Annotated in this window: 18 protein-coding genes; 10 read left to right on the top strand and 8 right to left on the bottom strand. The window is 73.8% G+C overall.

The features are described from left to right. The first annotated feature begins 434 nt into the window (after positions 1 to 434). From GA0070608_RS02325 to GA0070608_RS02310, 4 genes are all read left to right on the top strand, one after another. On the top strand, positions 435 to 1,799 hold the full coding sequence (locus tag GA0070608_RS02325) for a glutamine synthetase family protein (protein ID WP_091620789.1): 1,365 nt from the start codon (positions 435 to 437) through the stop codon (positions 1,797 to 1,799). 222 nt (positions 1,800 to 2,021) lie between these two features. After that, positions 2,022 to 3,380: an aldehyde dehydrogenase family protein gene (locus tag GA0070608_RS02320; protein ID WP_091634144.1), complete on the top strand. Its 1,359-nt coding sequence runs from the start codon at positions 2,022 to 2,024 to the stop codon at positions 3,378 to 3,380. Positions 3,381 to 3,383: 3 nt separating this feature from the next. Continuing rightward, positions 3,384 to 4,151 (top strand): 3-oxoacyl-ACP reductase, encoded by a 768-nt coding sequence (locus GA0070608_RS02315; protein WP_091620785.1) that lies wholly within the window; start codon positions 3,384 to 3,386, stop codon positions 4,149 to 4,151. A gap of 390 nt (positions 4,152 to 4,541) precedes the next feature. Next, positions 4,542 to 8,207 carry a SpoIIE family protein phosphatase gene (locus tag GA0070608_RS02310; RefSeq protein ID WP_091620781.1) on the top strand — a complete coding sequence of 1,222 codons (3,666 nt, stop codon included), beginning with the start codon at positions 4,542 to 4,544 and terminating at the stop codon, positions 8,205 to 8,207. A 71-nt stretch (positions 8,208 to 8,278) separates the two neighbouring features. Here GA0070608_RS02310 and GA0070608_RS02305 read toward each other — a convergent pair whose 3' ends face one another. Continuing rightward, entirely contained in the window at positions 8,279 to 8,596 is a 318-nt protein-coding gene (locus GA0070608_RS02305; RefSeq protein WP_245715670.1) for an STAS domain-containing protein, read from the bottom strand. Positions 8,597 to 8,690: 94 nt separating this feature from the next. Between GA0070608_RS02305 and map the strand changes: the two genes are divergently transcribed. Both map and GA0070608_RS02295 read left to right on the top strand, forming a co-directional pair. Beyond that, positions 8,691 to 9,548, top strand: coding sequence for a type I methionyl aminopeptidase (gene map, locus GA0070608_RS02300; RefSeq protein ID WP_091620774.1), 858 nt, complete (start codon positions 8,691 to 8,693; stop codon positions 9,546 to 9,548). Beyond that, positions 9,545 to 10,261 carry a VIT1/CCC1 transporter family protein gene (locus GA0070608_RS02295; RefSeq protein ID WP_091620771.1) on the top strand — a complete coding sequence of 239 codons (717 nt, stop codon included), beginning with the start codon at positions 9,545 to 9,547 and terminating at the stop codon, positions 10,259 to 10,261. The genes map and GA0070608_RS02295 overlap by 4 nt, the downstream gene beginning before the upstream one ends. Before the next feature lie 13 nt (positions 10,262 to 10,274). Here the strand turns inward: GA0070608_RS02295 and GA0070608_RS02290 are convergent, their stop codons facing one another. From GA0070608_RS02290 to GA0070608_RS02260, 7 genes are all read right to left on the bottom strand, one after another. Next, the gene (locus GA0070608_RS02290; protein WP_091620767.1) at positions 10,275 to 11,000 is read right to left on the bottom strand and encodes a hypothetical protein; all 726 of its coding nucleotides are present in this window, start codon (positions 10,998 to 11,000) and stop codon (positions 10,275 to 10,277) included. 9 nt (positions 11,001 to 11,009) lie between these two features. Then, entirely contained in the window at positions 11,010 to 11,510 is a 501-nt protein-coding gene (locus GA0070608_RS02285; RefSeq protein WP_091620764.1) for a nitroreductase/quinone reductase family protein, read from the bottom strand. Positions 11,511 to 11,538: 28 nt separating this feature from the next. Continuing rightward, positions 11,539 to 14,220: an ABC transporter permease gene (locus GA0070608_RS02280; protein WP_091620759.1), complete on the bottom strand. Its 2,682-nt coding sequence runs from the start codon at positions 14,218 to 14,220 to the stop codon at positions 11,539 to 11,541. Continuing rightward, positions 14,217 to 14,975: an ABC transporter ATP-binding protein gene (locus GA0070608_RS02275; RefSeq protein WP_245715669.1), complete on the bottom strand. Its 759-nt coding sequence runs from the start codon at positions 14,973 to 14,975 to the stop codon at positions 14,217 to 14,219. The genes GA0070608_RS02280 and GA0070608_RS02275 overlap by 4 nt, the downstream gene beginning before the upstream one ends. Next, positions 14,972 to 15,559, bottom strand: coding sequence for a PadR family transcriptional regulator (locus GA0070608_RS02270; protein WP_091620755.1), 588 nt, complete (start codon positions 15,557 to 15,559; stop codon positions 14,972 to 14,974). Before GA0070608_RS02270 ends, GA0070608_RS02275 begins: the two co-directional genes overlap by 4 nt. Before the next feature lie 65 nt (positions 15,560 to 15,624). Then, positions 15,625 to 16,071 carry a ferritin-like domain-containing protein gene (locus GA0070608_RS02265; protein ID WP_091620752.1) on the bottom strand — a complete coding sequence of 149 codons (447 nt, stop codon included), beginning with the start codon at positions 16,069 to 16,071 and terminating at the stop codon, positions 15,625 to 15,627. Continuing rightward, positions 16,068 to 16,517: a hypothetical protein gene (locus tag GA0070608_RS02260; protein WP_091620748.1), complete on the bottom strand. Its 450-nt coding sequence runs from the start codon at positions 16,515 to 16,517 to the stop codon at positions 16,068 to 16,070. Before GA0070608_RS02260 ends, GA0070608_RS02265 begins: the two co-directional genes overlap by 4 nt. A 229-nt stretch (positions 16,518 to 16,746) precedes the next feature. Here GA0070608_RS02260 and rimP point away from each other — a divergent pair, with 229 nt between their 5' ends. From rimP to infB, 4 genes are all read left to right on the top strand, one after another. Continuing rightward, positions 16,747 to 17,448: a ribosome maturation factor RimP gene (rimP, locus tag GA0070608_RS02255; protein ID WP_091620744.1), complete on the top strand. Its 702-nt coding sequence runs from the start codon at positions 16,747 to 16,749 to the stop codon at positions 17,446 to 17,448. After that, positions 17,445 to 18,488, top strand: coding sequence for a transcription termination factor NusA (nusA, locus tag GA0070608_RS02250; RefSeq protein ID WP_091620740.1), 1,044 nt, complete (start codon positions 17,445 to 17,447; stop codon positions 18,486 to 18,488). Before rimP ends, nusA begins: the two co-directional genes overlap by 4 nt. A gap of 16 nt (positions 18,489 to 18,504) precedes the next feature. Further along, a complete protein-coding gene (locus tag GA0070608_RS02245; protein ID WP_091620735.1) occupies positions 18,505 to 18,837 on the top strand; it encodes a YlxR family protein in 333 nt (110 codons plus the stop codon). 93 nt (positions 18,838 to 18,930) lie between these two features. Beyond that, positions 18,931 to 21,945, top strand: coding sequence for a translation initiation factor IF-2 (gene infB / locus GA0070608_RS02240; protein ID WP_091620732.1), 3,015 nt, complete (start codon positions 18,931 to 18,933; stop codon positions 21,943 to 21,945). Positions 21,946 to 22,029: the final 84 nt, after the last annotated feature.

The raw sequence follows: 22,029 nt of genomic DNA, 5'->3' as shown, positions 1-22,029 counted from the left end.
TGACGTGCCCCGCGCCGCCGCGGTGCCGGTGCGGTCCGAGCGCCCCGGCGGTGGCCCGTCGCGATCGGGCCTGGTCACAGGCTCAAGCATGCGTCGTACGCGTCGGTACGGCAATGCAATTTGCCCGGTCGCCCGACCGGTCGACCCTGTGCTCCGGGCGGACCGGTCGGGCGGGGTTGTGTGCCCTCCGCCGCTCCTGTCGAGCTGCCCCGCGGGGCGGGGCGCTCCGCCCACCGAGGTGCTCTGCCGCTCCTGTCGAGCTGCCCCGCCGCCCAGGGCGCTCCGCGCCGCCTGGCGCGGGCCGGTCTCACAGACGGGGCAGCTCGACAGGGCCCGGCCGGCAACACCGGCGGCTCGGGTGGTTGTCGGGATGCCGGGCTGGGCATTGACGGTCATCCGGTCAGCCAGTAGACCTTGGTGATGGAGGCCCGCCGATGAGGAAAGCTCCGCTCACGCTGGAACAGCTGCGGGTCGCCGTCGCCGAGGGCGAGATCGACACCGTGGTGCTGGCCCTGGTCGACATGCAGGGCCGGTTGCAGGGCAAGCGGTTCCACGCTCCCTACTTCCTCGACCAGGTGGTCACCCACGGCAGTGAGGGGTGCAACTACCTGCTCGCCGTCGACGTCGACATGAACACCGTCGACGGGTACGCCATGTCGAGCTGGGAACGCGGCTACGGCGACTTCGCCATGGTGCCGGACCTCGACACGCTGCGCCGGGTGCCCTGGCAGCCGGGCAGCGCACTGCTCCTGGCCGACCTGGCCTGGCTGGACGGGGCCGGTCCGGTGGTCGCCTCGCCCCGGCAGATCCTGCGCCGGCAGCTCGACCGGCTGACCGCGCACGGGCTGACCGCGTACGCCGGCACGGAGCTGGAGTTCGTGCTGTTCCGCGACTCGTACGAGGACGCCTGGCGGCGCGGCTACCGCGACCTCACCCCGGCGAACCAGTACAACGTGGACTACTCGCTGCTCGGCACCGCCCGGGTGGAGCCGTTACTGCGCCGCATCCGGCGGGAGATGGCCGGGGCGGGGCTCACCCCGGAGAGCGCGAAGGGCGAGTGCAACCTCGGCCAGCACGAGATCGCCTTCCGCTACGACGAGGCGGTGGCCTGCGCCGACCACCATGTCATCTACAAGAACGGGGCGAAGGAGATCGCCGCCCAGGAGGGCATGTCGATCACCTTCATGGCCAAGCCGAACGCGCGGGAGGGCAACTCCTGCCACATCCACTTCTCGCTGCGCGACGCCGACGGTCGGTCGGCGATGCTCGGCGACGGGCCGGCGCAGCTGTCGGTGACGGGGCGGCGGGTGCTGGCCGGGCTGCTGGCCACGATGCGCGAGTTCAGCCTCCTGTTCGCCCCGAACATCAACTCGTACAAGCGCTACCAACCGGGGTCGTTCGCGCCGACCGCGCTGCGCTGGGGCACGGACAACCGCACCTGCGCGCTGCGGCTGGTCGGGCACGGGCAGGGCATGCGGGTGGAGAACCGGGTGCCGGGGGCGGACGTGAACCCGTACCTGGCCATCGCGGCACTCGTCGCCGGTGCGGTGCACGGCATCGAGCGGGAGCTGGAGCTGGGCGGGGAGTGCACCGGCAACGCGTACGACGACCCGGACGCCGAGCGGGTCCCCGGCACACTCCGTGACGCCCTGGCTCTCTGGGAGTCCTCGACGGTGGCCGCCGAGGCGTTCGGCGACGAGGTGCTGGCCCACTACGCCAACCAGGCGCGGATCGAGCTGACGGCCTACGACGCCGCCGTCACGGACTGGGAGCTGACCCGTGGCTTCGAACGCCTCTGACCTCCTCCCGCCCACCCTCCCCCCTCCCGCCCCGCCCTCTCGACTCCGCGATCTTGCACTTAGTGCCCATGGTCTGAGGCATATGCGGCTTTCGCCGGGGCGGTAACTGCAAGATCGCGGGCGAGGGGCGAGGGGCGAGGGGCGAGGGGCGAGGGGCGAGGGGCGAGGGGCGAGGGGCGAGGGGTGTTGGGAGAGGGAGAGAGGGAGAGGGGAAGGGTGGGCGTGACGACAGAGGTGGTTGATCCGGCGACGGGGGAGGTGCTGGGGAAAGTGCCCTCGACCTCGGTCGGGGAGACGGATGCCGCGATCGGGCGGGCGCACGTGGCGTTCGAGCGGTGGCGGGGGGTGGCGCCGGGGGAGCGGGCGCGGGTGTTGCGGCGGTTCGCGGCAGTGGTCGACGCGCACGTGGAGGAGCTGGCCGGACTTGAGGTGCGTAACTCCGGGCACCCGATCGGCAACGCGCGGTGGGAGGCGGGCAACGTCCGGGACGTCCTCGACTACTACGCGGGCGCGCCGGAGCGGCTGACCGGGCACCAGATCCCGGTGCCGGGCGGGCTGGACGTGACGTTCCACGAGCCGCTCGGCGTGGTCGGGGTGATCGTGCCGTGGAACTTCCCGATGCCGATCGCCGCCTGGGGTTTCGCGCCGGCGCTCGCGGCCGGCAACACCGTGGTGCTCAAGCCGGCCGAGCTGACCCCGTTGACCGCGCTGCGCCTGGCCGAGCTGGGGCGCGAGGCGGGACTGCCCGACGACGTGTTCACCGTGCTGCCGGGCGCCGGGTCGGTGGTGGGGGAGCGGTTCGTCACCCACCCCGCCGTCCGCAAGGTCTGCTTCACCGGTTCCACCGAGGTCGGCACCCGGATCATGGCCGGCTGCGCCGCGCAGGTGAAGCGGCTGACCCTGGAGCTGGGCGGCAAGAGTGCCAACCTGGTCTTCGCCGACGCCGATCTGGCGAGGGCGGCGGCCACCGCCCCGTACGCCGTCTTCGACAATGCCGGGCAGGACTGCTGCGCCCGGTCCCGGATCCTGGTCCAACGGCCGGTGTACGACCGGTTCCTGGAGCTGCTCGAACCGGCGGTGCGCGCGCTGCGGGTGGAGGATCCGACCCGGGAGACCGCCGAGATGGGTCCGTTGATCTCCGCCGCCCAGCGGGACCGGGTGGCCGGGTACGTCGACGGGGCGAAGGTCGCCTTCACCGGCTCCTGCCCCGACGGCCCCGGCTTCTGGTACCCCCCGACGGTGCTGCTCGCCGACTCCCCGGCGGACCGGCACTGGCGCGAGGAGATATTCGGCCCGGTCGTCTCGGTGCTCCCGTTCGACGACGAGGCCGACGCGATCCGGCTCGCCAACGACACCGAGTACGGACTGTCCGGCTCGATCTGGACCCGGGACGTGGGCCGGGCGGTGCGGGTGGCTCGGGCCGTGGAGGCGGGCAACCTCAGCGTCAACTCGCACTCATCGGTGCGCTACTGGACGCCGTTCGGTGGGATGAAGCGCTCCGGGCTGGGCCGCGAGCTGGGCCAGGACGCGCTGCACGCCTTCACCGACGTCAAGAACGTGTTCATCGCGACGGAGGAGTGACACGTGAGTGGTCGTCTTGAGGACCGGGTGGCTGTGGTCACCGGAGCGGGCAGCGGGATCGGGCTGGCCACCGTGCGGCGGTTCGCCGCCGAGGGGGCCCGGGTGGTCTGCGTGGACGTCGACGTGGCGGCCGGCGAGCGGGCCGCCGGCGAGGTCGGGGGCGAGTTCGTCGCCGCGGACGTCGCCGACGAGGCGGCCGTGCGGGACCTCTTCGACGGGGTGGCCGGGCGGCACGGCCGGATCGACGTCGCGTTCAACAACGCCGGCATCTCCCCGCCAGAGGACGACTCCATCCTGAGCACCGGGCTGGATGCCTGGGAGCGGGTGCTGCGGGTCAACACCACGAGCGTCTACCTCTGCTGCAAGTACGTCATCCCGCACATGCGCCGGCAGGGCCGGGGCTCGATCATCAACACCGCGTCGTTCGTGGCCCTGATGGGGGCGGCCACCTCGCAGATCGCGTACACGGCGAGCAAGGGCGGGGTGTTGGCGATGACCCGGGAGCTGGGCGTGCAGTTCGCCCGGGATGGCATCCGGGTCAACGCGCTCTGCCCCGGCCCGGTCGCCACCCCGCTGCTGCTGGAGCTGTTCGCCGCCGACCCGGAGCGGGCCGCCCGCCGGCTGGTGCACGTGCCGATGGGGCGGTTCGGCAGGCCGGAGGAGATCGCCGCCGCGGTGGCGTTCCTGGCCAGCGACGACTCGTCCTTCATGACCGCCGCGCAGTTCGTGGTGGACGGCGGCATCACCGGCGCGTACGTCACCCCGCTGTGAGCCGACTGGTCGGGATCACCGGGGGCTGCCTCCGGCCGACCACGACGCGGACGTGCTGCGGGTGCTCGACGGGCTGGTCCCGGCGGTGGAGCCGATGAGTGGAGGTGTCGCGCATCACATCCGCCGGCCCGGGTGGTGCCTTGCCGGCGTCGCGTGGTCCCACGCACGGGACTGAAAATGCCGTGCTGGTCCGGTTTCGGGTGACCAGTCGTCCCGCGTGGATCTGATCGTGCGACGCCGCTGTCGGGGAGATGGCGACCGGGTGCGGCGGACGTAACCAGCGCACCCCGGGCGGCATGCGTTACGTTGCTCGTCCGTCGGGGTACCAAGCGGGGCACGGCCGGTTGGACCCACCGGGCCGAGGCGGTGACGGCCGGAGCGGGAGGAACTATGAGCTCGGCCCAGGGGGGCGTGGACGAGGGCCGCCCGTCCGATCCTGTCCGCACCGGGGAGTTCCCCCCGCTGCTGGCCGCAGCCTTCGCCAGCGGCGGCGCGATGGGCGAACGGATGAGCCACCTCGACTGGTCCACCACCCCGCTGGGCACCCCCGACCGCTGGCCGGCGGCGCTCTGTTCGGCGATCAGCATGATGCTCGCCTCCAGCGCGCAGATCGTCATGTTCTGGGGCGAGGACGAGCTGGCCTTCTACAACGACGCCTACCGCCCCACCATCGGCGGCAAGCACCCGGACGTGCTGGGCCGGCCGGCCCGCGAGCACTGGGCGGAGACCTGGAGCGTGCTCGGGCCGCTGCTGGCGGGTGTACGCCGCGACGGCCGGTCGTACCGGGCGGAGGACCACCCCTTCCTGCTCGACCGCCACGGTTTCCTGGAGGAGACGTACTTCGACGTCTCCTACGACCCGATCCTGGGTGCCGACGGCAGCGTCGACGGCATCTTCTGCATCGTCAACGAGACCACCGGCCGGGTGGTCGGGGAGCGCCGGCTGCGGCTGCTGGCGGAGCTGGGGACCGAACTGGCCGAGGTGGACAGCCGCGCCGAACTCGGCCGGGCCGCCGCGGCGGTGCTCGACCGGCACCGGCCGGACGTGCCGTACGCGCTGGTGCATCTCCTCGACGAGGCCGGAAACCTCACGTTGGTCGGTTCCAGCGGGGTCGACCCCCGGACGGTCACCATCCCCTCGCCGGCGCCGCTCGGCGAGGTCGTCGCCACCGGCACCGCCGCCACCGTCGCCGTGACGGACCTGATCACCGGGGCCCCGGCCGACGCGACGGGGCAGGCGCTGGTGCTGCCGATCACCGCCGGGACCGAGACCGTCGGCTCACTGGCGGTCGGGATCGCCCGCAGGCAGCCGCTCACCGACGAGTACCGGGACTTCTTCGACCTGGTCGCCGCGCAGATCTCCCGCGCCGTCGGCCGGCAGCAGGCGTACGAGCAGGAACGCGCCCGCGCCGCCGAGCTGGCCGCCCTCGACCGGGCCAAGACCAACTTCTTCGCCAACGTCAGCCACGAGTTCCGCACCCCGCTGACCCTGGTGCTCGGCCCGCTGGAGGACCTGCTGGCCGACCCGGCGTTGCCCGAGACGTACACCGCCCGGCTCACCATCATGCACCGCAACGCGCTGCGGCTGCTCAAGCTGGTGAACACCGTGCTCGACTTCTCCCGGCTGGAGTCCGGGCGGCTGGCTGCCCGCTACCAGCCCACCGACCTCGCCGACTACACCTCCCGCCTGGCCAGCACGTTCCGGTCGGCCACCCAGCGGGCCGGGCTGCGCCTGGTCGTGGACTGCCCGCCGTTGCCGGCGCCGGTCTTCGTGGACCGGGACATGTGGGAGAAGATCGTCCTCAACCTGGTCTCGAACGCGGTGAAGTTCACCTTCGACGGCGAGATCCGGGTGCGGGTCCGCGCGGTCGACGGGGCCGCCAGGCTGGAGGTCACCGACACCGGCGTCGGCATCGTGCCGGCGGAGCTGGCGCAGGTCTTCGAGCGCTTCCACCGGGTGCCGGGGGTGCGATCGCGCAGCCACGAGGGCACCGGGATCGGCCTGGCGCTGGTCCGCGAGCTGGTCGAGATGCACGGCGGTGAGGTGGCCGTGCGCAGCCGCGTCGACGAGGGCAGCACGTTCACGGTGACCGTCCCGTTCGGATTCGGGCACCTGCCCGCCGAACGGATCGCCGACGCCGACCCCCCGGTGCCGGGCGAGCTGGCGCAGGCCGACCTCTACGTCGCGGAGACGGGGCTCTGGACCGCCCCCGGGCCGGCCGGCGCTGCCGGCTCGGCCCGGGGGACCGGCGCCGCCGGCCGGATCCTGGTCGCCGACGACAACGCCGACCTGCGCGAGCACGTCAGCCGGCTGCTCTCCCCGTCGTGGGAGGTGGTCGCGGTCGCCGACGGCGTCGAGGCCCTACGGCACGCCGTCGACGGCTCGTTCGACCTGGTGCTGACCGACGTCATGATGCCCCGGCTGGACGGGTTCGGGCTGGTCGCGGCGTTGCGCGCGGATCCGCGTACCCGGCATGTGCCGATCGTGCTGCTCTCCGCCCGGGCCGGCTCCGCCGAGGAGGTCGCCGGGCTCGCGGTCGGCGCCGACGACTACCTCACCAAACCCTTCTCGAGCCAGGAACTGGTCGCCCGGGTTCGGGCCAACGTCGAGCTGGGACAGCTTCGCGGCCAGATCATCCGGGGGCTGCGGGCCCTGGCCGACGCGGCGGTCGCGGTCAACACGGCCCGCTCCACGGCCGACGTGCTCCAGGTCGCCGCGCGGCACGCCCTGAGCCTCGCCGAGGCCGCCCGGGTGGTGGTCTCGGCCACCGGGATGCGCTTCGAGGCCGACGGCGGCGGGCTGGCCTCGATCGAGCCGTCCTTCGTGCTGCCGCTGACCGGCACCGCCGGCGAACAGCTCGGCGAAATGCGGGTCTGGCGCCCCGACGGCGACGGGACCCGCACCGACGAGGCGGCGCTCACCCAGCTCGCCCGGCTGGTCGGGGTGCGGCTGGAGAACGCCCAGCTCTACGAGGCCGAGCACCGCATCGCCACCACGCTCCAGCACAGCCTGCTGCCCCGGTCGCTGCCGCAGTTGCCGGGCGCCGTGGTGGCCAGCCGCTACCTACCGGGCAGCGCGGACGTGGAGGTCGGCGGAGACTGGTACGACGTCGTCGCCCTCGGCGACGACGAGTTGGTGCTCGCGATCGGCGACGTGGTCGGCAAAGGTGTCCGCGCGGCCGCGGCGATGGGCCAGCTTCGCAACGCGCTGCGGGCGTACGTCCTGGAGGGCTTCGACCCCGGTGAGTCGCTGACCCGGCTCAACCGGCTCGTCGACACGACCGAGGGCCGCTCCTTCGCGACCGTGTTCTGCCTGTGGTTCAGTCCCCGCACCGGCCGGTTGCGGTACGCCAGCGCCGGTCACCCGTCCCCTCTCCTGATCCGGGGAGACGACGTGGTGTTCCTGCACGACCGGGCGCTCGGGCCGCCGATCGGGGCGATCCCCGACACGACCTACCGGACGGTCGAGGGGGAGTTGGCCGCCGGGAGCCGGCTGCTGCTCTACACCGACGGGCTGATCGAGGATCGGCAGCTCGGCATCGACGCCGCGCTGGCCCGGCTCCGCCAGGACGCGGCCACGCCCGGCGAGCACGTCACCGACCTGATCGACGCCGTGGTGGAAGGGGTCGTCGGGCGGCCCCTGCGCGACGACGTCGCGGTGCTCGCCCTGGAGGCGGCGGAACTCAACCGGTTCACGCTGCGGCTGCCGGCCGACCCCACCCGGCTCAGCGTGCTGCGTAAGCGGCTGGAGGGCTTCCTCGTCGCGCACCGCGTCACCGAGACGGATTTGTTCGACCTGACCGTCGCCGTCTCCGAGGCCGCCGCCAACGCCATCGAGCACCCGGTCGAGCCGGTCGAGCCGACGATCAGCGTCGAGGTGACCGTCTGCGACCGTACGGTGGTCGCCACCGTGCGCGACAGCGGCCGGTGGCGGGAGTCGAGCGGATCGGGCTTCCGGGGCCGGGGGCTGGCCCTGATCGAGGCGTTGGGGGAGCTGTCGGTGACCCGTACCGCCGAGGGGACCGAGGTGACGCTGCGCCGGCGGCTGGCGGACTGAGCGCGCGACCGGCGGCGGCGTTCCGGCGGCGACCGGTCGCCGGCCGCGGGGCGGATCCGGTGGCGCGGGGCTCAGGCCGGGCGGAGCCAGGCCTGGTCGCCCAGGCCGGAGATGTCCAGCACCCGGTGGACCTGCCGTGACGGCAGCACGGTGAGCGCGTCGGGGTAGTGCTGGGCCAGCCGGACCACGGCGTGGATCGCCGCCGAGTCGAAGAAGGTGACCGCCCGCAGGTCGAGCGTCAACCGTTCGGCCGGCTCCCGCAGCGCGGTGGAGAACATGACGTCGGCGGTGGCCATGTCGACCTCGCCGGCCACCAGGACACGGAGGTGGCCGCCGTCGATCTCCGCACTGGCGGAGAAGACGGGAGACGTGCCACCCCCTTGATCCACGGAGCCACAATGGCACAGCGGGCCAGGCACGGCAACAACCGCTCCGGGCGGGCGGTGGCGGGAGTCCCGACGGTCGCGGCGATAAACTCGCTCCATGACCGTCCGTGCGCCGCTGACCCCAGGCACGCTCTCCCCGCTGCGGCCTGTGCCCGCCCACATCGTCCGCCCGGAGTACGTGGGCAAGAAGAGCCCCGCGCAGTGGCGCGGCTCGCACGTGCAGACCCCGGAGACCATCGAGAAGATGCGGGTCGCCGGTCGACTCGCCGCGCAGGCCACCCAGCTCGCGGGCGAGCACTGCAAGCCCGGCGTGACCACCGACGAGATCGACCGGGTGGTGCACGAGTTCCTCTGCGACCACGGCGCCTACCCGTCGACGCTGGGCTACAAGGGCTTCCCCAAGTCCTGCTGCACCAGCCTCAACGAGGTGATCTGCCACGGCATCCCCGACTCCACCGTGCTCGCCGACGGCGACATCATCAACGTCGACGTCACCGCGTACCTCGACGGGGTGCACGGCGACACGGACGCCACCTTCTGCGTGGGTGAGGTCAGCGAGGAGGCCCGGCTGCTGGTCGAGCGGACCCACGAGGCGATGATGCGCGGCATCCGCGCGGTCGTCCCGGGCCGCCAGATCAACGTGATCGGCCGGGTCATCGAGTCGTACGCGAAGCGCTTCGGCTACGGCGTCGTACGCGACTTCACCGGCCACGGCATCGGTGAGGCCTTCCACAGCGGGCTCTACGTTCCGCACTACGACAGCCCCCGCCCCACCGACGTGATGGAGCCGGGGATGACCTTCACCATCGAGCCGATGATCACCCTCGGCACCTACCAGTACGACATGTGGGACGACGGCTGGACCGTGGTGACCAAGGACCGCCGGTGGACGGCCCAGTTCGAGCACACCATCCTGGTGACCGAGGACGGTCACGAGATCCTCACCCTGCCGTGACGGACACCCCGGCGGCCCTGCGTGAGGCGCACCACGCCGACGTCTCCGGCGGCTGGCTGCGCCCCGCCGTCTTCGGGGCGATGGACGGCCTGGTCACCAACATCGCCCTGATCGCCGGGGTGGCCGGCGGCGGGGTGTCGCCCCGCAACGTCGTGCTCACCGGCGTGGCCGGTCTGGTCGCGGGCGCCATCTCGATGGGGCTGGGCGAGTACACGAGCGTCCGTTCGGCCAACGAACAGGTCGCGGCCGAGGTCGCCAAGGAACGCCGCGAGCTGGAGCGGCACCCCGAGGCGGAGGCGCGCGAGCTGGCCGAGGCGTGGGTGGCCCGGGGACTGCCGCGTGATCTCGCCATAGAGGTCGCCCAGGCCGTCCGGCGCAACCCGGAGGAGGCGCTGCGGGTGCACGTCCGGGAGGAACTCGGCGTCGACCCGTACGACCAGCCGAGCCCCTGGGCGGCGGCGATCTCGTCGTTCCTGTTCTTCTCGGTCGGGGCGCTGGTGCCGCTGCTGACCTACCTGTTCGGCGCGACCAGCTTGTGGCTGGCGCTCGCCGTCGGCGGGTTGGGGCTCTTCGTGGCCGGGGCGGTGGTCTCCCGGTTCACCGCCCGGCCCTGGTGGTCCGGCGGGCTGCGTCAGCTCCTCCTCGGCGCGGCGGCGGCCGGCGCCACGTACCTCATCGGCACCCTCATCGGCGTCCAGGGCGGCCTGGGCTGAGCGTGGGGCCCGGTCAGCCGTCGAGGAGGTCGTCGACCGTGCCGTCGACGGGGCGGCCCCGGGCCGACAGTTCGTCCGCCTGGCGGGCCAGGACGGCACCCACCTCGGTCATGTCCGCGCCCGCCAGGCCCGTCCGGCGCACCGCGTCGCCCGGGTCGCGGAAGTAGGTGCGGCTGAGCAGGCCGTTCACCGTGGCCGCCGCCAGCCGTGCCTCGCCGAGCATCAGCAGCGCCTGGTCGGTCTCGTACCACGCGGCCAGCCGGGCTGCCCGGGCGTGTGCCGCGCTGCCCCGGTACCAGGCCCGCCGGGCTGCCGTGCTGAACTCGGCCGGCCGGGCCCGGGCCAGCCGGCCCAGGTGCTCGTCGCGCAGCGTGCGCAGCCAGCCGGTCGGGTCGTGCAGCGCCCGGGTGCTGACGTACCGGTCGGCGGTCAGCGGCCAGAGCGGGGAGATCACCCGGGCCTGGCGCAGGTGGTCGTCGGCACCGGCGACGGTCAGGTCGACCAGCACGCCGTCGACCCGTCGGGTCGCCGGGGACGGGCCGCTGCCGGGTCGGTACGTCACCACCAGCAGCCCGACCTCGCCGCTCCCGCCGCCGTCGTCGTCGCCGTGGGCCAGCGGACCGTGCACCGCGACGGCGAGCACGTCGGCCGGGAACCGCCGGCGCACGGCGTCGGCGACCCGATCGGCCACCGCCCACCGTGGATCGTCGGAGTGGGGATCGCCGTCGGCGCCGGTCACCGCACCACCCTAGTCGCGGGCGGTCGGCCCGCCTGGCCCGCCGCGCCCGGTGGGCACCAGCCGGAAGACGAGGATCTCCCGGCCGCCGGCGCGCCGGGCGTACGCCAGGTAGGCGGGCCACTCGGTGACCAGCAGCCTCCAGAGCCGGTCCCGTTCGGCGCCGGTGGCGACCTGGGCGTGCACCGGCACGCGGCGGCCCTTGACGGCCACCTCGGCGGCGGGTTCGGCGCGCAGGTTCATCGCCCAGCCGGGCTGGTGGGTCTGGCCGAAGTTGGAGCCGACCACCACGTACGCGTCGCCGTCGGGCACGTAGAGCAGCGGGTTGCTGCGCGGCCTGCCGGAGCGGCGGCCGGTGGTCGTGATGACCAGCGACGGGATGAGCCCGAGCGCGACCACCCGTCCCCGGGTGAGCCGCCCGACCATCCGGTCGGCGGGAACGAGCAGGCGGACGGCGGCGCCGAACCAGCGGTGGTGACCGACACGGCGGGTGAGGGTTCCCAGTACGGGCACGGCAACCAGTGTGCCCGCTCCCGGCCCGTCAGTCGAGACGTCGCTCGACCGGCAGCCGGGACCGGGTGAACAGTCCCGCGCCGAGCATCGCGACCAGCGGCACCACCATCAGGACGCCGAGCGTGGCCCACGGGACCACCATCGGATACGGCTCCGAGACCGGCCACAGGCCGGCGTAGCGGCGGTTGACGGCGGTCAGGATGATCGACGCGGAGCCGAGGCCGGCGACGATGCCGAGCGCGCAGCCCAGCACGGCGATCACCCCGGACTGGCAGAGCGAGAGCAGCCGGCGCAGTCCCGGGCTGGCGCCGACCGCCGCGAGGGTCGACAGGTCCGCCCGTCCCTCGGCCGCGGCCAGGCCGGTGGCGATGCCGGCGGCGCCCACGGTGATCACCCCGGCCGCGGCGGCCAGCAGGAGCAGCAGCGGGCGTCCCGCTCCCGTCGGGTCACGCTCGATCTCCAACTGTGCGTCGAGCGGGCGGACGGCGGCGACGAACCGGTTCTCCCGGTCCTCGTCGGGCACGCCGTCGGCGGTGAACGCCCAGCCGATCGGGCGGACGGTCAGCCCGAGTCGCTCGGCGGCCGGCCGGGACAGCAGCAGCCGGTCCACGCCCAGCCCGGTGGGCAGCGGATACCCGGCGACGGTGGTGGTGGTCGCGGCGGCGGAGCTGGTCACCGCGACGTCGACGCGCCCGTCCACCACGTAGCGCGGATCGGTCACCACCACGCCGCCGGCCCGCAGCACGGCGGTGGCGGCGGCGACGTCGGCGGGGGCGGCGCCGGTGAGCACCGGCAACGCCGTCCCGTCGTCTACCACCACGTGGAAGTTCCCGCCGAAGTGGTCCTCCGGCCCGCGGCAGCGGGCGTCCGCGCGGGCCTGCCGCTGCTGCGCCGGGCTCAGCTGGTCGCCCGGCGCCCATGGGCAGGCGCGCTCGACCGGCAGCACCGGCGAGACCGCGCACAGTTCGGCCTTCGGTCCGCAGTCGGCCTCCGCGAGCGGCACCACCGCCCGGGCACCGAGGTGGGCGCGGGCCGCCTCGGCGACCAGGGACAGGGCCGGCGGGCCGTCCGGGCCCCGGTCGGTGACCAGGACGGCGCCGGGCGGCAGGGCCGGTTGGTACGTCGCGACCGACCGGGCCTCGTCGCTGGCCAGGTACACGCCGATGGCGACGCTGCCGGCGACCGCCGCCATCACGGCCGAGATCGCCGGGGCGGTCGACGACCGGTTGCGGCTGGCGTCCCGCAGCGCGATCCGGGGAGCCAACGGCAGCGACCGCCCGAGCCGGGCGAGCAGGCCGACCAGCGTCGGGGTGGCGAAGACCAGTCCCAGCTCGCCGAGGACGATGCCGGCGAGGATCACCGCCGGCGCCGTGCGGGCCGCCCCGAACGCGGCCACCGCGGCCCCGCCGACGGCCAGGGCCACCCCCACGGCCAGCCAGTGCCGCCGGTACGCCGGCGGGGTGCGGCGGCCGGCCAGCCCTGCCACCACGTCCTGCCGGGCGGCCGTCCAGGCCGGGGCCAGCGCGGCCAGCACCCCGGCCAGCACCGCGACGGCCGCGATCGCCGCGAGGGCCTCCGGCCAGCAGCGGTACCCGCCGAAGCGTGCGCCGTAGAGGTGCTGCTCCACCAGTGGGCGACCGGCGAACGCGGCGGCGACGCCGAGCGTGACCCCGACGGTGGCCCCGAGGGCGCCCAGCACCACGCCGTCTGCCAGCACGATCCGGCGCAGGTGCGCGTCGTCCCCGCCGGCCACCGCGACCAGCGCGAGCTCCCGGCGTCGCCGTCGTACGCCGACCGCGAACGCCGGCCCGACGAGCAGCACCACCTCCAGCAGTCCCAGCCCGCCGACGAGCACCGAGATGCTCATCCCCTCCACGTCCACGGAGGAGAAGTCGCCGGGTCCGAACGTGACGGCGTCCGACGCTGGCGCGGGAGTACGGGCGTGTACCACGACGCCGTGCGCGTTGAGCCGGCGGAACAGCGCCTCGTCGACGGCCCCTGGCAGGTCGACCAGCCAGCTCGTGTCCGGCCCGGTCTCCACCCGGTCTGCCGTCGGGTGCAGCGTCACCACCGGGCCCAGGTCGTCGGGGTGCTCGGCCACTCCGACCACTCGCCAGGAACGGATGCCGTCGCCGGAGGTGACGGTGCCACCGAGGCGGACGTCGAGGCGGCGTAACGCCGCCGGGCTGACCGCGATCTCGTCCGGCCCGGTGGGAGCCCGCCCCGAGTGGAACCGGACCAGTCCCCGGCCGAGCGGGTCCGCGAGGTCCACGGCGTGTCCGCTGATGTTCTCGATCCGCTCGCCGACCCGGGCGTCGAACGACACCCACCGGCGCAGCGGCACCACCCGGCTTCCGGCCGGCAGCAGGGTGGTCACCTGGTCGGCGGTGACGACCCCGGCCAGGGGTACGTCCTCCCGGTCGGCGTGCCAGGCGTCACCCCAGGCGCTCTGCACGATCGGTTGCCGCTGCACCCAAAGCAGCTCCGCGTCGGCGGTGCCGAGCTGGCGCTCGATCCGCTCGGCCGGAGTCAGCTCGGACATCCGCCAGCTCACCGCGGTGAAGGTCAGCACCAGCACCGGAAGCGTGATCATCGCCAGCACCAACGCCGTACGCCCCCGGGCCCGCCGGGCCTCCCGCCGGGCGATCCGCAGCGCGGCCCACCAGGAGCCGGTCGCCCGGGCGAGCCGGCCGCCCCGGCCCGCGCTCACCGACCGCTGCCGCTCAGCAACTGCTCCACACTGCCCAGCGGGGCCGTCGAGTCGACCAGCACCCCGTCGCGGAGGAAGACCACCCGGTCGGCCCAGGCGGCGTGCCGCGCCTCGTGGGTGACCAGCACGGCAGCGGCCCCGGCGTCGACCCGCCGGCGGAGCAGGTGCAGCACCGCCTCGCCGGTCTGCGAGTCCAGCGCCCCGGTCGGTTCGTCGGCCAGCACCAGCCGGCGCTCGCCGACGAGCGCGCGGGCGATGGCCACCCGCTGCTGCTGCCCGCCGGAGAGCTGGTCGGGGAACCGGTCGCCCAGCTCGGTCAGGCCAACCTCGGCCAGCGCGTCCAGCGCCTGGCGGCGGGCCCGCCGCACACCCGTCCCGTCGAGTTCGAGGGGGAGGGCGACGTTCTCCACGGCGCTGAGGCTGCCGAGCAGGTTGAGGTCCTGGAAGACGTAGCCGATCCGGCGGCGCCGCACCTGGGCCAGCCGGCGCCGGTCCAGGGCGCCGAGCGACTCCCCCTCGACGTACACCTCGCCTGCGGTCGGGCTGTCCAGCCCGCCGGACAGGGCGAGCAGGGTCGACTTCCCCGAGCCGGACGGCCCCATCACGGCGACGAGTTCCCCCGGCCGGACGGCGAGACTCACCCCGCGCAGCGCGTGCACCGCCGCCGGGCCGGTGCCGTGGGTGCGGTGCACGTCACGGACGTCGAGCACGGGTGTGGTCGGGCCCCCGCCCGCCGACCCGTTCCCCGTGTTCACCGTCGCGCCTCCTCGTCGGCCCGGTCCACCGCCTCGGCAGGCGTCGCCGGGGCGCGGCCGGTCCCTGCCGGACGGTAGCGCACGAGGCTGGCCTCGCAGTGGTCCAGCCAGCGCACCTCGGCCTCGGCCTGGAAGACCATGGCGTCCAGCACCAGCCGCCACGGCAGGTCCTCCGGGCGGTCGCTGGCGTACTTCAACCGGGTCAACTCCTGCAACGTCCGCATGGTCGCGCTGCGCTGGGTCTGCACCACCGACCGCACGTCGACCCCCGGGGTGGTCAGCGCGAGGGCCAGCTTGATCGCCAGTTCGTCGCGCGGCCGGTCGGTGCGGCTGATCGGGGTGGCGAACCACAGGGTCAGGTCCGCCCGCCCGGCGTCGGTGATCTCGTACGGTCGCTGCCCGGCCTCGCTCTCGGGCAGCGACCGGACCAACCCGTCGCGCTCCAGGCGGGACAGGGTGGTGTAGACCTGCCCGATGTTCAGCGGCCAGGTCGAGCCGGTCGACTCCTCGAACGCGGCGCGGAGCTGGTAGCCGTACATCTGGCCGCGTTCGAGCAGGGCGAGCAGCCCGTGACGGATGGACATGGCAACGGAGTATGCATACCTGGTATGCGACCCGCAACCGGAGCGAGCTGTGCGGGGTCGACCGGTCAGGCGGGTCGGCCCGGAAACGGCACCGTCAGCGGGGTGATCCCGGCCGTCCGCCGCCAGCGGGTGGCCCGCAGGGCGTACTCGACCAGGGCGGCCAGGGCCCTGTCCCGGTCGGCGCCGGTGGTGGCCGGCACCGCCGCCCGCCAGAACGCGGCCGTGCGTTCCTCCACCTCGACGGCCAGCCGCAGCGCGCTCGCCCGGTCGGTGACCGGGAACGGCAGGGCGTAGCCGGCCCGGTCCGGCGGGACGCTCCCGCCGCCGGTGCTCAACTGCATGATCAGGTCGTCGCGGCGACGCCGGTGCGCGGCCTCCGCCTCCTTCGCGGCGGTCCGGGCGGCGCCGGTCAGGCGTACCCCGATGGGTCCGTACGCCCAGATCGCGGCGTACTCGGCGGACAGCGCCGCGCCGAGCGCCCCGGTCGGCCCGGACGGTGTCGGTGCGGTCACTTCAGCGCCTCCAGGTGGGTGGCCCGGGCGGCGACGATCGAGGCGAGCAGCGCGGCCCGTTCCGCCGGCGCCGCCGCGCAGGCCCTGGTCGCGGCCTCCCGGCCGGCGCGTTCGCCCTCGCGCAGTGCGGCCCGCGCCGCAGCCGGGTCGCCCGCCGCGGCGGGCGTGGCCGTGGCGGACGCCGTGGGCAGCGGTACGCCGATGACCCGGGCCAGTTCGGCGGCGTGTGCGCGGTGCGCCTCGGCGATCGGCGTGAGCAGGCCGGCGAGCGCGGGGTGTGCGGCGGCGGCGTCCCGGTGTCCGGCGGCGAGCCGGAGCGCCTCGTCGAGCAGCGGCGTGAGCGGGTCGGGCCCGGGGGCGGGGTCGTCGTCGCGGTCGAGGAGACCGCAGCCGGTCAGGGATGCCGTCGCCCCGCCGAGCGCCAGGAGCGCGCCGGCGCGCAGCACCTTTCGCCGGGAATGCCCGGTAAGTTCCCCGTGTTGTGTCGTTCTGCCCGTCGCCACCGGACAAGTCAACACCATCACCGGCCGTAGGTGGGCCACCGGCGTCGGTGCGCCGCCCGGCCCGGTGCCGGGCAGGCGCGTTACGCTCTGCGCAGCCACCGGCGCGTCAGCTCCGGTGGCGTGCCGGCATGGCGGTCGACCGGTGCCGTGGATCAGCAGGAGGGGTGCGGAGATGACGCAGCGTGGCCGTGCCACGAGGCCGACGGGCCCGGCGGGGAGGCCCCGACGCGCCGACGCCCCACGGGGTGGGGAGCGGGCCGGCGGCCCGCGCGGCGACCTCGCCGCCCGACGGGCCCGGCTACGTGAGGTGATCGAGCCGGTGGTCGCCGGCGCGGGTTACGACCTGGAGGACCTCTCCGTCTCCCGGGCCGGCCGGCGGCACGTGGTGCGGGTGATCGTGGACGCCGACGGCGGGATCAACCTGGATACCGTCGCCGAGGTCTCCCGGGCTGTCTCCGCGGCCCTCGACGCCGCCGAGGAGGCCGGGGGCGACCTCGTCGCCGGGGAGTACCAGCTGGAGGTCAGCTCCCCCGGCGTGGACCGGCCGCTCACCCTGCCCCGGCACTGGCGGCGCAACGTCGGCCGGCTGGTGAAGGTGACCGCCCGCGGCGCGGGCGCCCTGCCCGACCAGCGCGCCGAGCAGCCCACCGGCGACCGGCAGGTCACCGGTCGGGTGGTCGAGGCCGACGACGAGCGCGTGGTGCTGGAGACCGACTCCGGCCGCGCCGCATGGACGTACGCAGAGCTCGGCCCCGGCCGGGTGCAGGTCGAGTTCAACCGCCTCGACGAGATCGAGGAGACGGACGAACCCGACGACATGGACGACACCGACGACTTCGACGACGAAGATGATGTGGAGGACGAGGAGAGGTGAACATCGACCTCGCGGCGCTGCGCGCACTCGAGCGCGAGCGGGAGATCCCGTTCGACACGATCCTCGCGGCGATCGAGACCGCGCTGCTGACCGCCTACCGGCACACCGAGGGTGCGGAACCGCACGCCCGGGTGGAGATCGACCGCAAGTCCGGCGCGGCCCTGGTCTACGCGCAGGAGCTGGACGACGACGGCATCGTGGTGCGGGAGCGGGACGACACCCCGCACGACTTCGGCCGGATCGCCGCCATGACCGCCAAGCAGGTGATCCTCCAGCGGCTGCGGGAGGCCACCGACGAGGTGCACTTCGGCGAGTACGTCGGCCGCGAGGGTGACCTGGTCACCGGCGTGGTGCAGGCGCACGAGACGCGCACCGAGAAGGGCATCGTCAGCGTCGACCTCGGCAAGCTGGAGGGCGTGCTGCCGCAGTCCGAGCAGGTGCCCGGCGAGCGCTACGTGCACGGCGAGCGGATCCGCTGCGTGGTGGTGCACGTGGCCAAGGGAATGCGCGGACCGCAGATCACCCTTTCCCGGTCCCACCCGGCGCTGGTCAAGAAGCTCTTCGCGCTCGAGGTGCCGGAGATCGCCGACGGCACGGTCGAGATCGGTGCGATCGCACGTGAGGCGGGTCACCGTACGAAGATCGCGGTCCGCTCCACCACCCAGGGCGTCAACCCCAAGGGCGCCTGCATCGGGCCGATGGGGCAGCGGGTCCGCGCGGTGATGAGCGAGCTGCACGGTGAGAAGATCGACATCATCGACTGGTCGGACGACCCGGCAACCTTCGTCGGCAACGCCCTGTCGCCGGCCAAGGCCCTGCGGGTCGAGGTGGTCGACCTGGCCAGCCGCACCGCCAGGGTCACCGTCCCGGATTTCCAGCTTTCTCTCGCCATCGGTCGGGAGGGGCAGAACGCCCGACTTGCCGCCCGGCTGACCGGTTGGCGGATCGACATCCGGTCCGACGCCGAGCAGGCTGGGGCAGCCGGCCGGGGCGGGGCTGATCACGTCCCGGAGCCGGGCGGCGCGATCTCTGGCGCCTAGGGGTAGACTTTCTCCAGTGGTACGACGCGCGCTGCCGGAGCGCACCTGTGTGGGTTGCCGGCGACGTGCGCCGGCCAGCGAATTGCTGCGGATCGTCGCGGTCGGCGACGAGGCTGGTCACAGCCTTCGGCCCGACCCGGCCCGCAGGCTGCCGGGTCGGGGAGCGAACATGCACCCGGATCCGGCCTGCTTCGCGCAAGCGGTGCGGCGACGCGCTTTCGGGCGGGCGCTGCGCATCACCGGGGTCCCTGACCACGGTGAGCTTGCGGAACACGTCGATGCGCCAACCACTACGTCCGGTCAGCCCGACCGGGCGAGGGTCGCTAGCAGGGTAGGACGACCGACATGAGCACACGATGAAGTCCCTGAAATGACCAGGCTTCAAGTGCAGGAGTGAGGTCGCTGCGGGTGCTGCCCGCACGACCTCGGAGTGAGGAGTGCAGTGGCAGGTAAGGCCCGCGTACACGAGCTTGCAAAAGAGCTCGGGGTCGAAAGCAAGACCGTTCTCGCCAAGCTCAAGGAGATGGGCGAGTTCGTGAAGTCTGCGTCCAGCACCGTCGAGGCGCCTGTCGCCCGACGGCTGCGCAGCGCATTCGTCGCCTCCGCCGGTTCGCCGGCGCCGGCCGCCCCACCGGCGGCCGCCCCGGCGTCGACCCCGACCCCGACGCCCTCCCCGGCCCCTGGTGGGCCCCGGGTCTCGGCCAAGCCGATGCCGCCCCGGCGGCCGGCCGCGCCGACGCCCGGCCCGAAGCCCAAGGGCCCGGTGCCCGGTCCGCCGCAGCCAGCGGCACCGGTCGCCAAGCCGGCAAGTGCCCACGACATCGAGGTGGCGGCCGCCGAGGCGCGTGCCGCCGCGCTGAAGGCCGAGCAGGAGGCGGCGGTCAAGGCCGCCCAGGCCGCCCGGCAGCAGCAGCGTGACAACGTCCGCCGGGAGCCCCCGGCGGATGGTGGCAACCGTCCCGGTCCCCGACCGGGTCCGGGTGCCATGCCGCCCCGTCCGGGTTCCCCGGCCGCCGGTCGTCCCGGCGCACCGGCGCCTGGTCCGGGTGGTCGTCCGGGCGGGCGTCCGCCGGCGCGCGGCGCCGGTAACAACCCGTTCGGCATCCAGGGCAGCCAGCAACAGCAGCAGCGGCCCCCGGCCGCCGGTCCGGGTGGTCCCCGGCCCAGCCCGTCCGGCATGCCTCCGCGGCCCAGCCCGGCTTCCATGCCGCCCCGTCCGAGTCCGGCCTCCATGCCGAGCCAGCGTCCTGCTACCGGGCGCCCCGGCCCCGGTGGCGCAGGTCGTCCCGGTGGCGGCGCGGGTCGTCCCGGTGGCGGTGGCGGTGGCTTCCGTGGCGGTCCCGGCGGCGGTGCCGGTGCTGGTGGCGGCGGCGGTTACCGCGGTGGCCCCGGCGGCGGTGCCGGTGGCGGCGGTGGTTACCGCGGTGGCCCCGGCGGCGGTGGCGGTGCACCCGGTGGCGGTTTCCGTCCCGGCGCGCCGGCCGGTGGCGGCGGTCGTCCCGGTGGCGGTGGTCGTGGCCGTGGCGGCGGCGCCGCGGGTGCCTTCGGGCGTCCGGGCGGCAGGCCGACCCGTGGTCGCAAGTCCAAGAAGCAGCGCAGACAGGAGTTCGACAACCTGTCGGCCCCGACCATGAGCTCGGGTGCTCCCCGGGGTCAGGGTCAGGTCGTCCGGCTCTCCCGTGGCGCCTCGCTGTCGGACTTCGCCGACAGGATCAACGCCAACCCGGGTTCGCTGGTCCAGGAGATGTTCAACCTGGGCGAGATGGTCACCGCGACCCAGTCCTGCTCCGACGAGACCCTGCTGCTGCTGGGTGAGCACCTCGGCTTCGAGGTGCAGATCGTCAGCCCGGAGGACGAGGACCGCGAGCTGCTCGCGCAGTTCAACATCGACCTCGACGCCGAGATCGCGGAGGACCGCCTGGTCAGCCGTGCGCCGGTCGTGACCGTCATGGGTCACGTCGATCACGGTAAGACCAAGCTGCTCGACGCGATCCGTAAGGCGAACGTCGTGGCCGGCGAGGCGGGTGGCATCACCCAGCACATCGGCGCCTACCAGGTCCACGTCCCGCACGAGGGCGAGGACCGGGCGGTCACCTTCATCGACACCCCGGGCCACGAGGCGTTCACCGCCATGCGTGCCCGTGGTGCCCAGGTGACGGACATCGTGGTGCTGGTGGTCGCGGCCGACGACGGCGTGATGCCGCAGACGATCGAGGCGTTGAACCACGCCAAGGCGGCCGACGTGCCGATCGTGGTGGCGGTCAACAAGGTCGACAAGCCGGAGGCCAACCCGGACAAGGTCCGCCAGCAGTTGACCGAGTACGGACTGGTCGCCGAGGAGTACGGCGGCGAGACGATGTTCGTCAACGTGGCGGCCAAGCCGGGCATCGGCATCGACGAGCTGCTCGAGGCCGTCCTGCTGACCGCCGACGCGTCGCTGGAGCTGACCGCTCCGATCGACGGGCCGGCTCAGGGTGTGGCCATCGAGGCGCACCTGGACAAGGGTCGCGGTGCGGTGGCGACGGTCCTGGTGCAGAAGGGCACCCTGCGGGCGGGCGACTCCATCGTCGCCGGTGGAGCGCACGGCCGGGTCCGGGCGATGCTCGACGAGAACGGCAACCAGGTCGCCGAGGCGGGTCCGGCGCGTCCGGTGCTGGTCCTCGGTCTGACCGCGGTGCCGGGTGCCGGTGACACGTTCCTCGCCGCGGCGGACGACCGCACGGTGCGGCAGATCGCCGAGCAGCGGCAGGCACGGCGGCGGGCGGCGTCCTTCGCCAACTCCCGTGGCCGGGCGACTCTCGAGACGCTCATGGAGCAGCTCAAGGAGGGCGAGAAGACCTCGCTCAACCTGGTGCTCAAGGGCGATGTCTCCGGTTCGGTGGAGGCCCTCGAGGACGCGCTGTTCAACCTCGACATCCCGGAGGAGGTCCAGCTTCGGATCATCCACCGGGGCGTGGGCGCGATCACCGAGAGCGACGTCATGCTCGCGAGCGCCTCGTCCGAGGCGGTCACGATCATCGGCTTCAACGTGCGGGCCGCGAACAAGGTCCGCGAGATCGCCGACCGCGAGGGCGTGGAGATCCGGTACTACACCGTGATCTACCAGGCCATCGAGGAGATCGAGGCGGCGCTCAAGGGCCTGCTCAAGCCGGAGTACGAGGAGGTCGAGCTGGGCAGCGCGGAGATCCGCGACGTCTTCCGCTCGTCCAAGATCGGCAACATCTCCGGTTGTATCGTCCGGTCGGGCATCATCCGGCGCAACGCCAAGGCGCGCCTGCTGCGGGACGGGTCGGTGGTGGCGGACAACCTCACCATCAGCTCGCTCAAGCGGTTCAAGGACGACGCCACGGAGGTGCGCGAGGGCTTCGAGTGTGGTCTGACCCTGGGTGGTTACAACAACGTCCAGGTCGGCGACGTCATCGAGACCTTCGAGATGCGGGAGAAGGTTCGCGCCTGATCCGCTGAACCACTGATCAAGGGGTTTACGTCGAAAGGCGTAAACCCCTTGATCATGTGGGGGGCCGTACGGGTATCGTCCGGG

The organism is Micromonospora peucetia, assembly GCF_900091625.1.
Taxonomy (GTDB): Bacteria; Actinomycetota; Actinomycetes; order Mycobacteriales; family Micromonosporaceae; genus Micromonospora; species Micromonospora peucetia.
The sequence above is the reverse complement of the archived record's forward strand: the minus strand, read 5'-3'. Positions and strand labels throughout refer to the sequence as shown.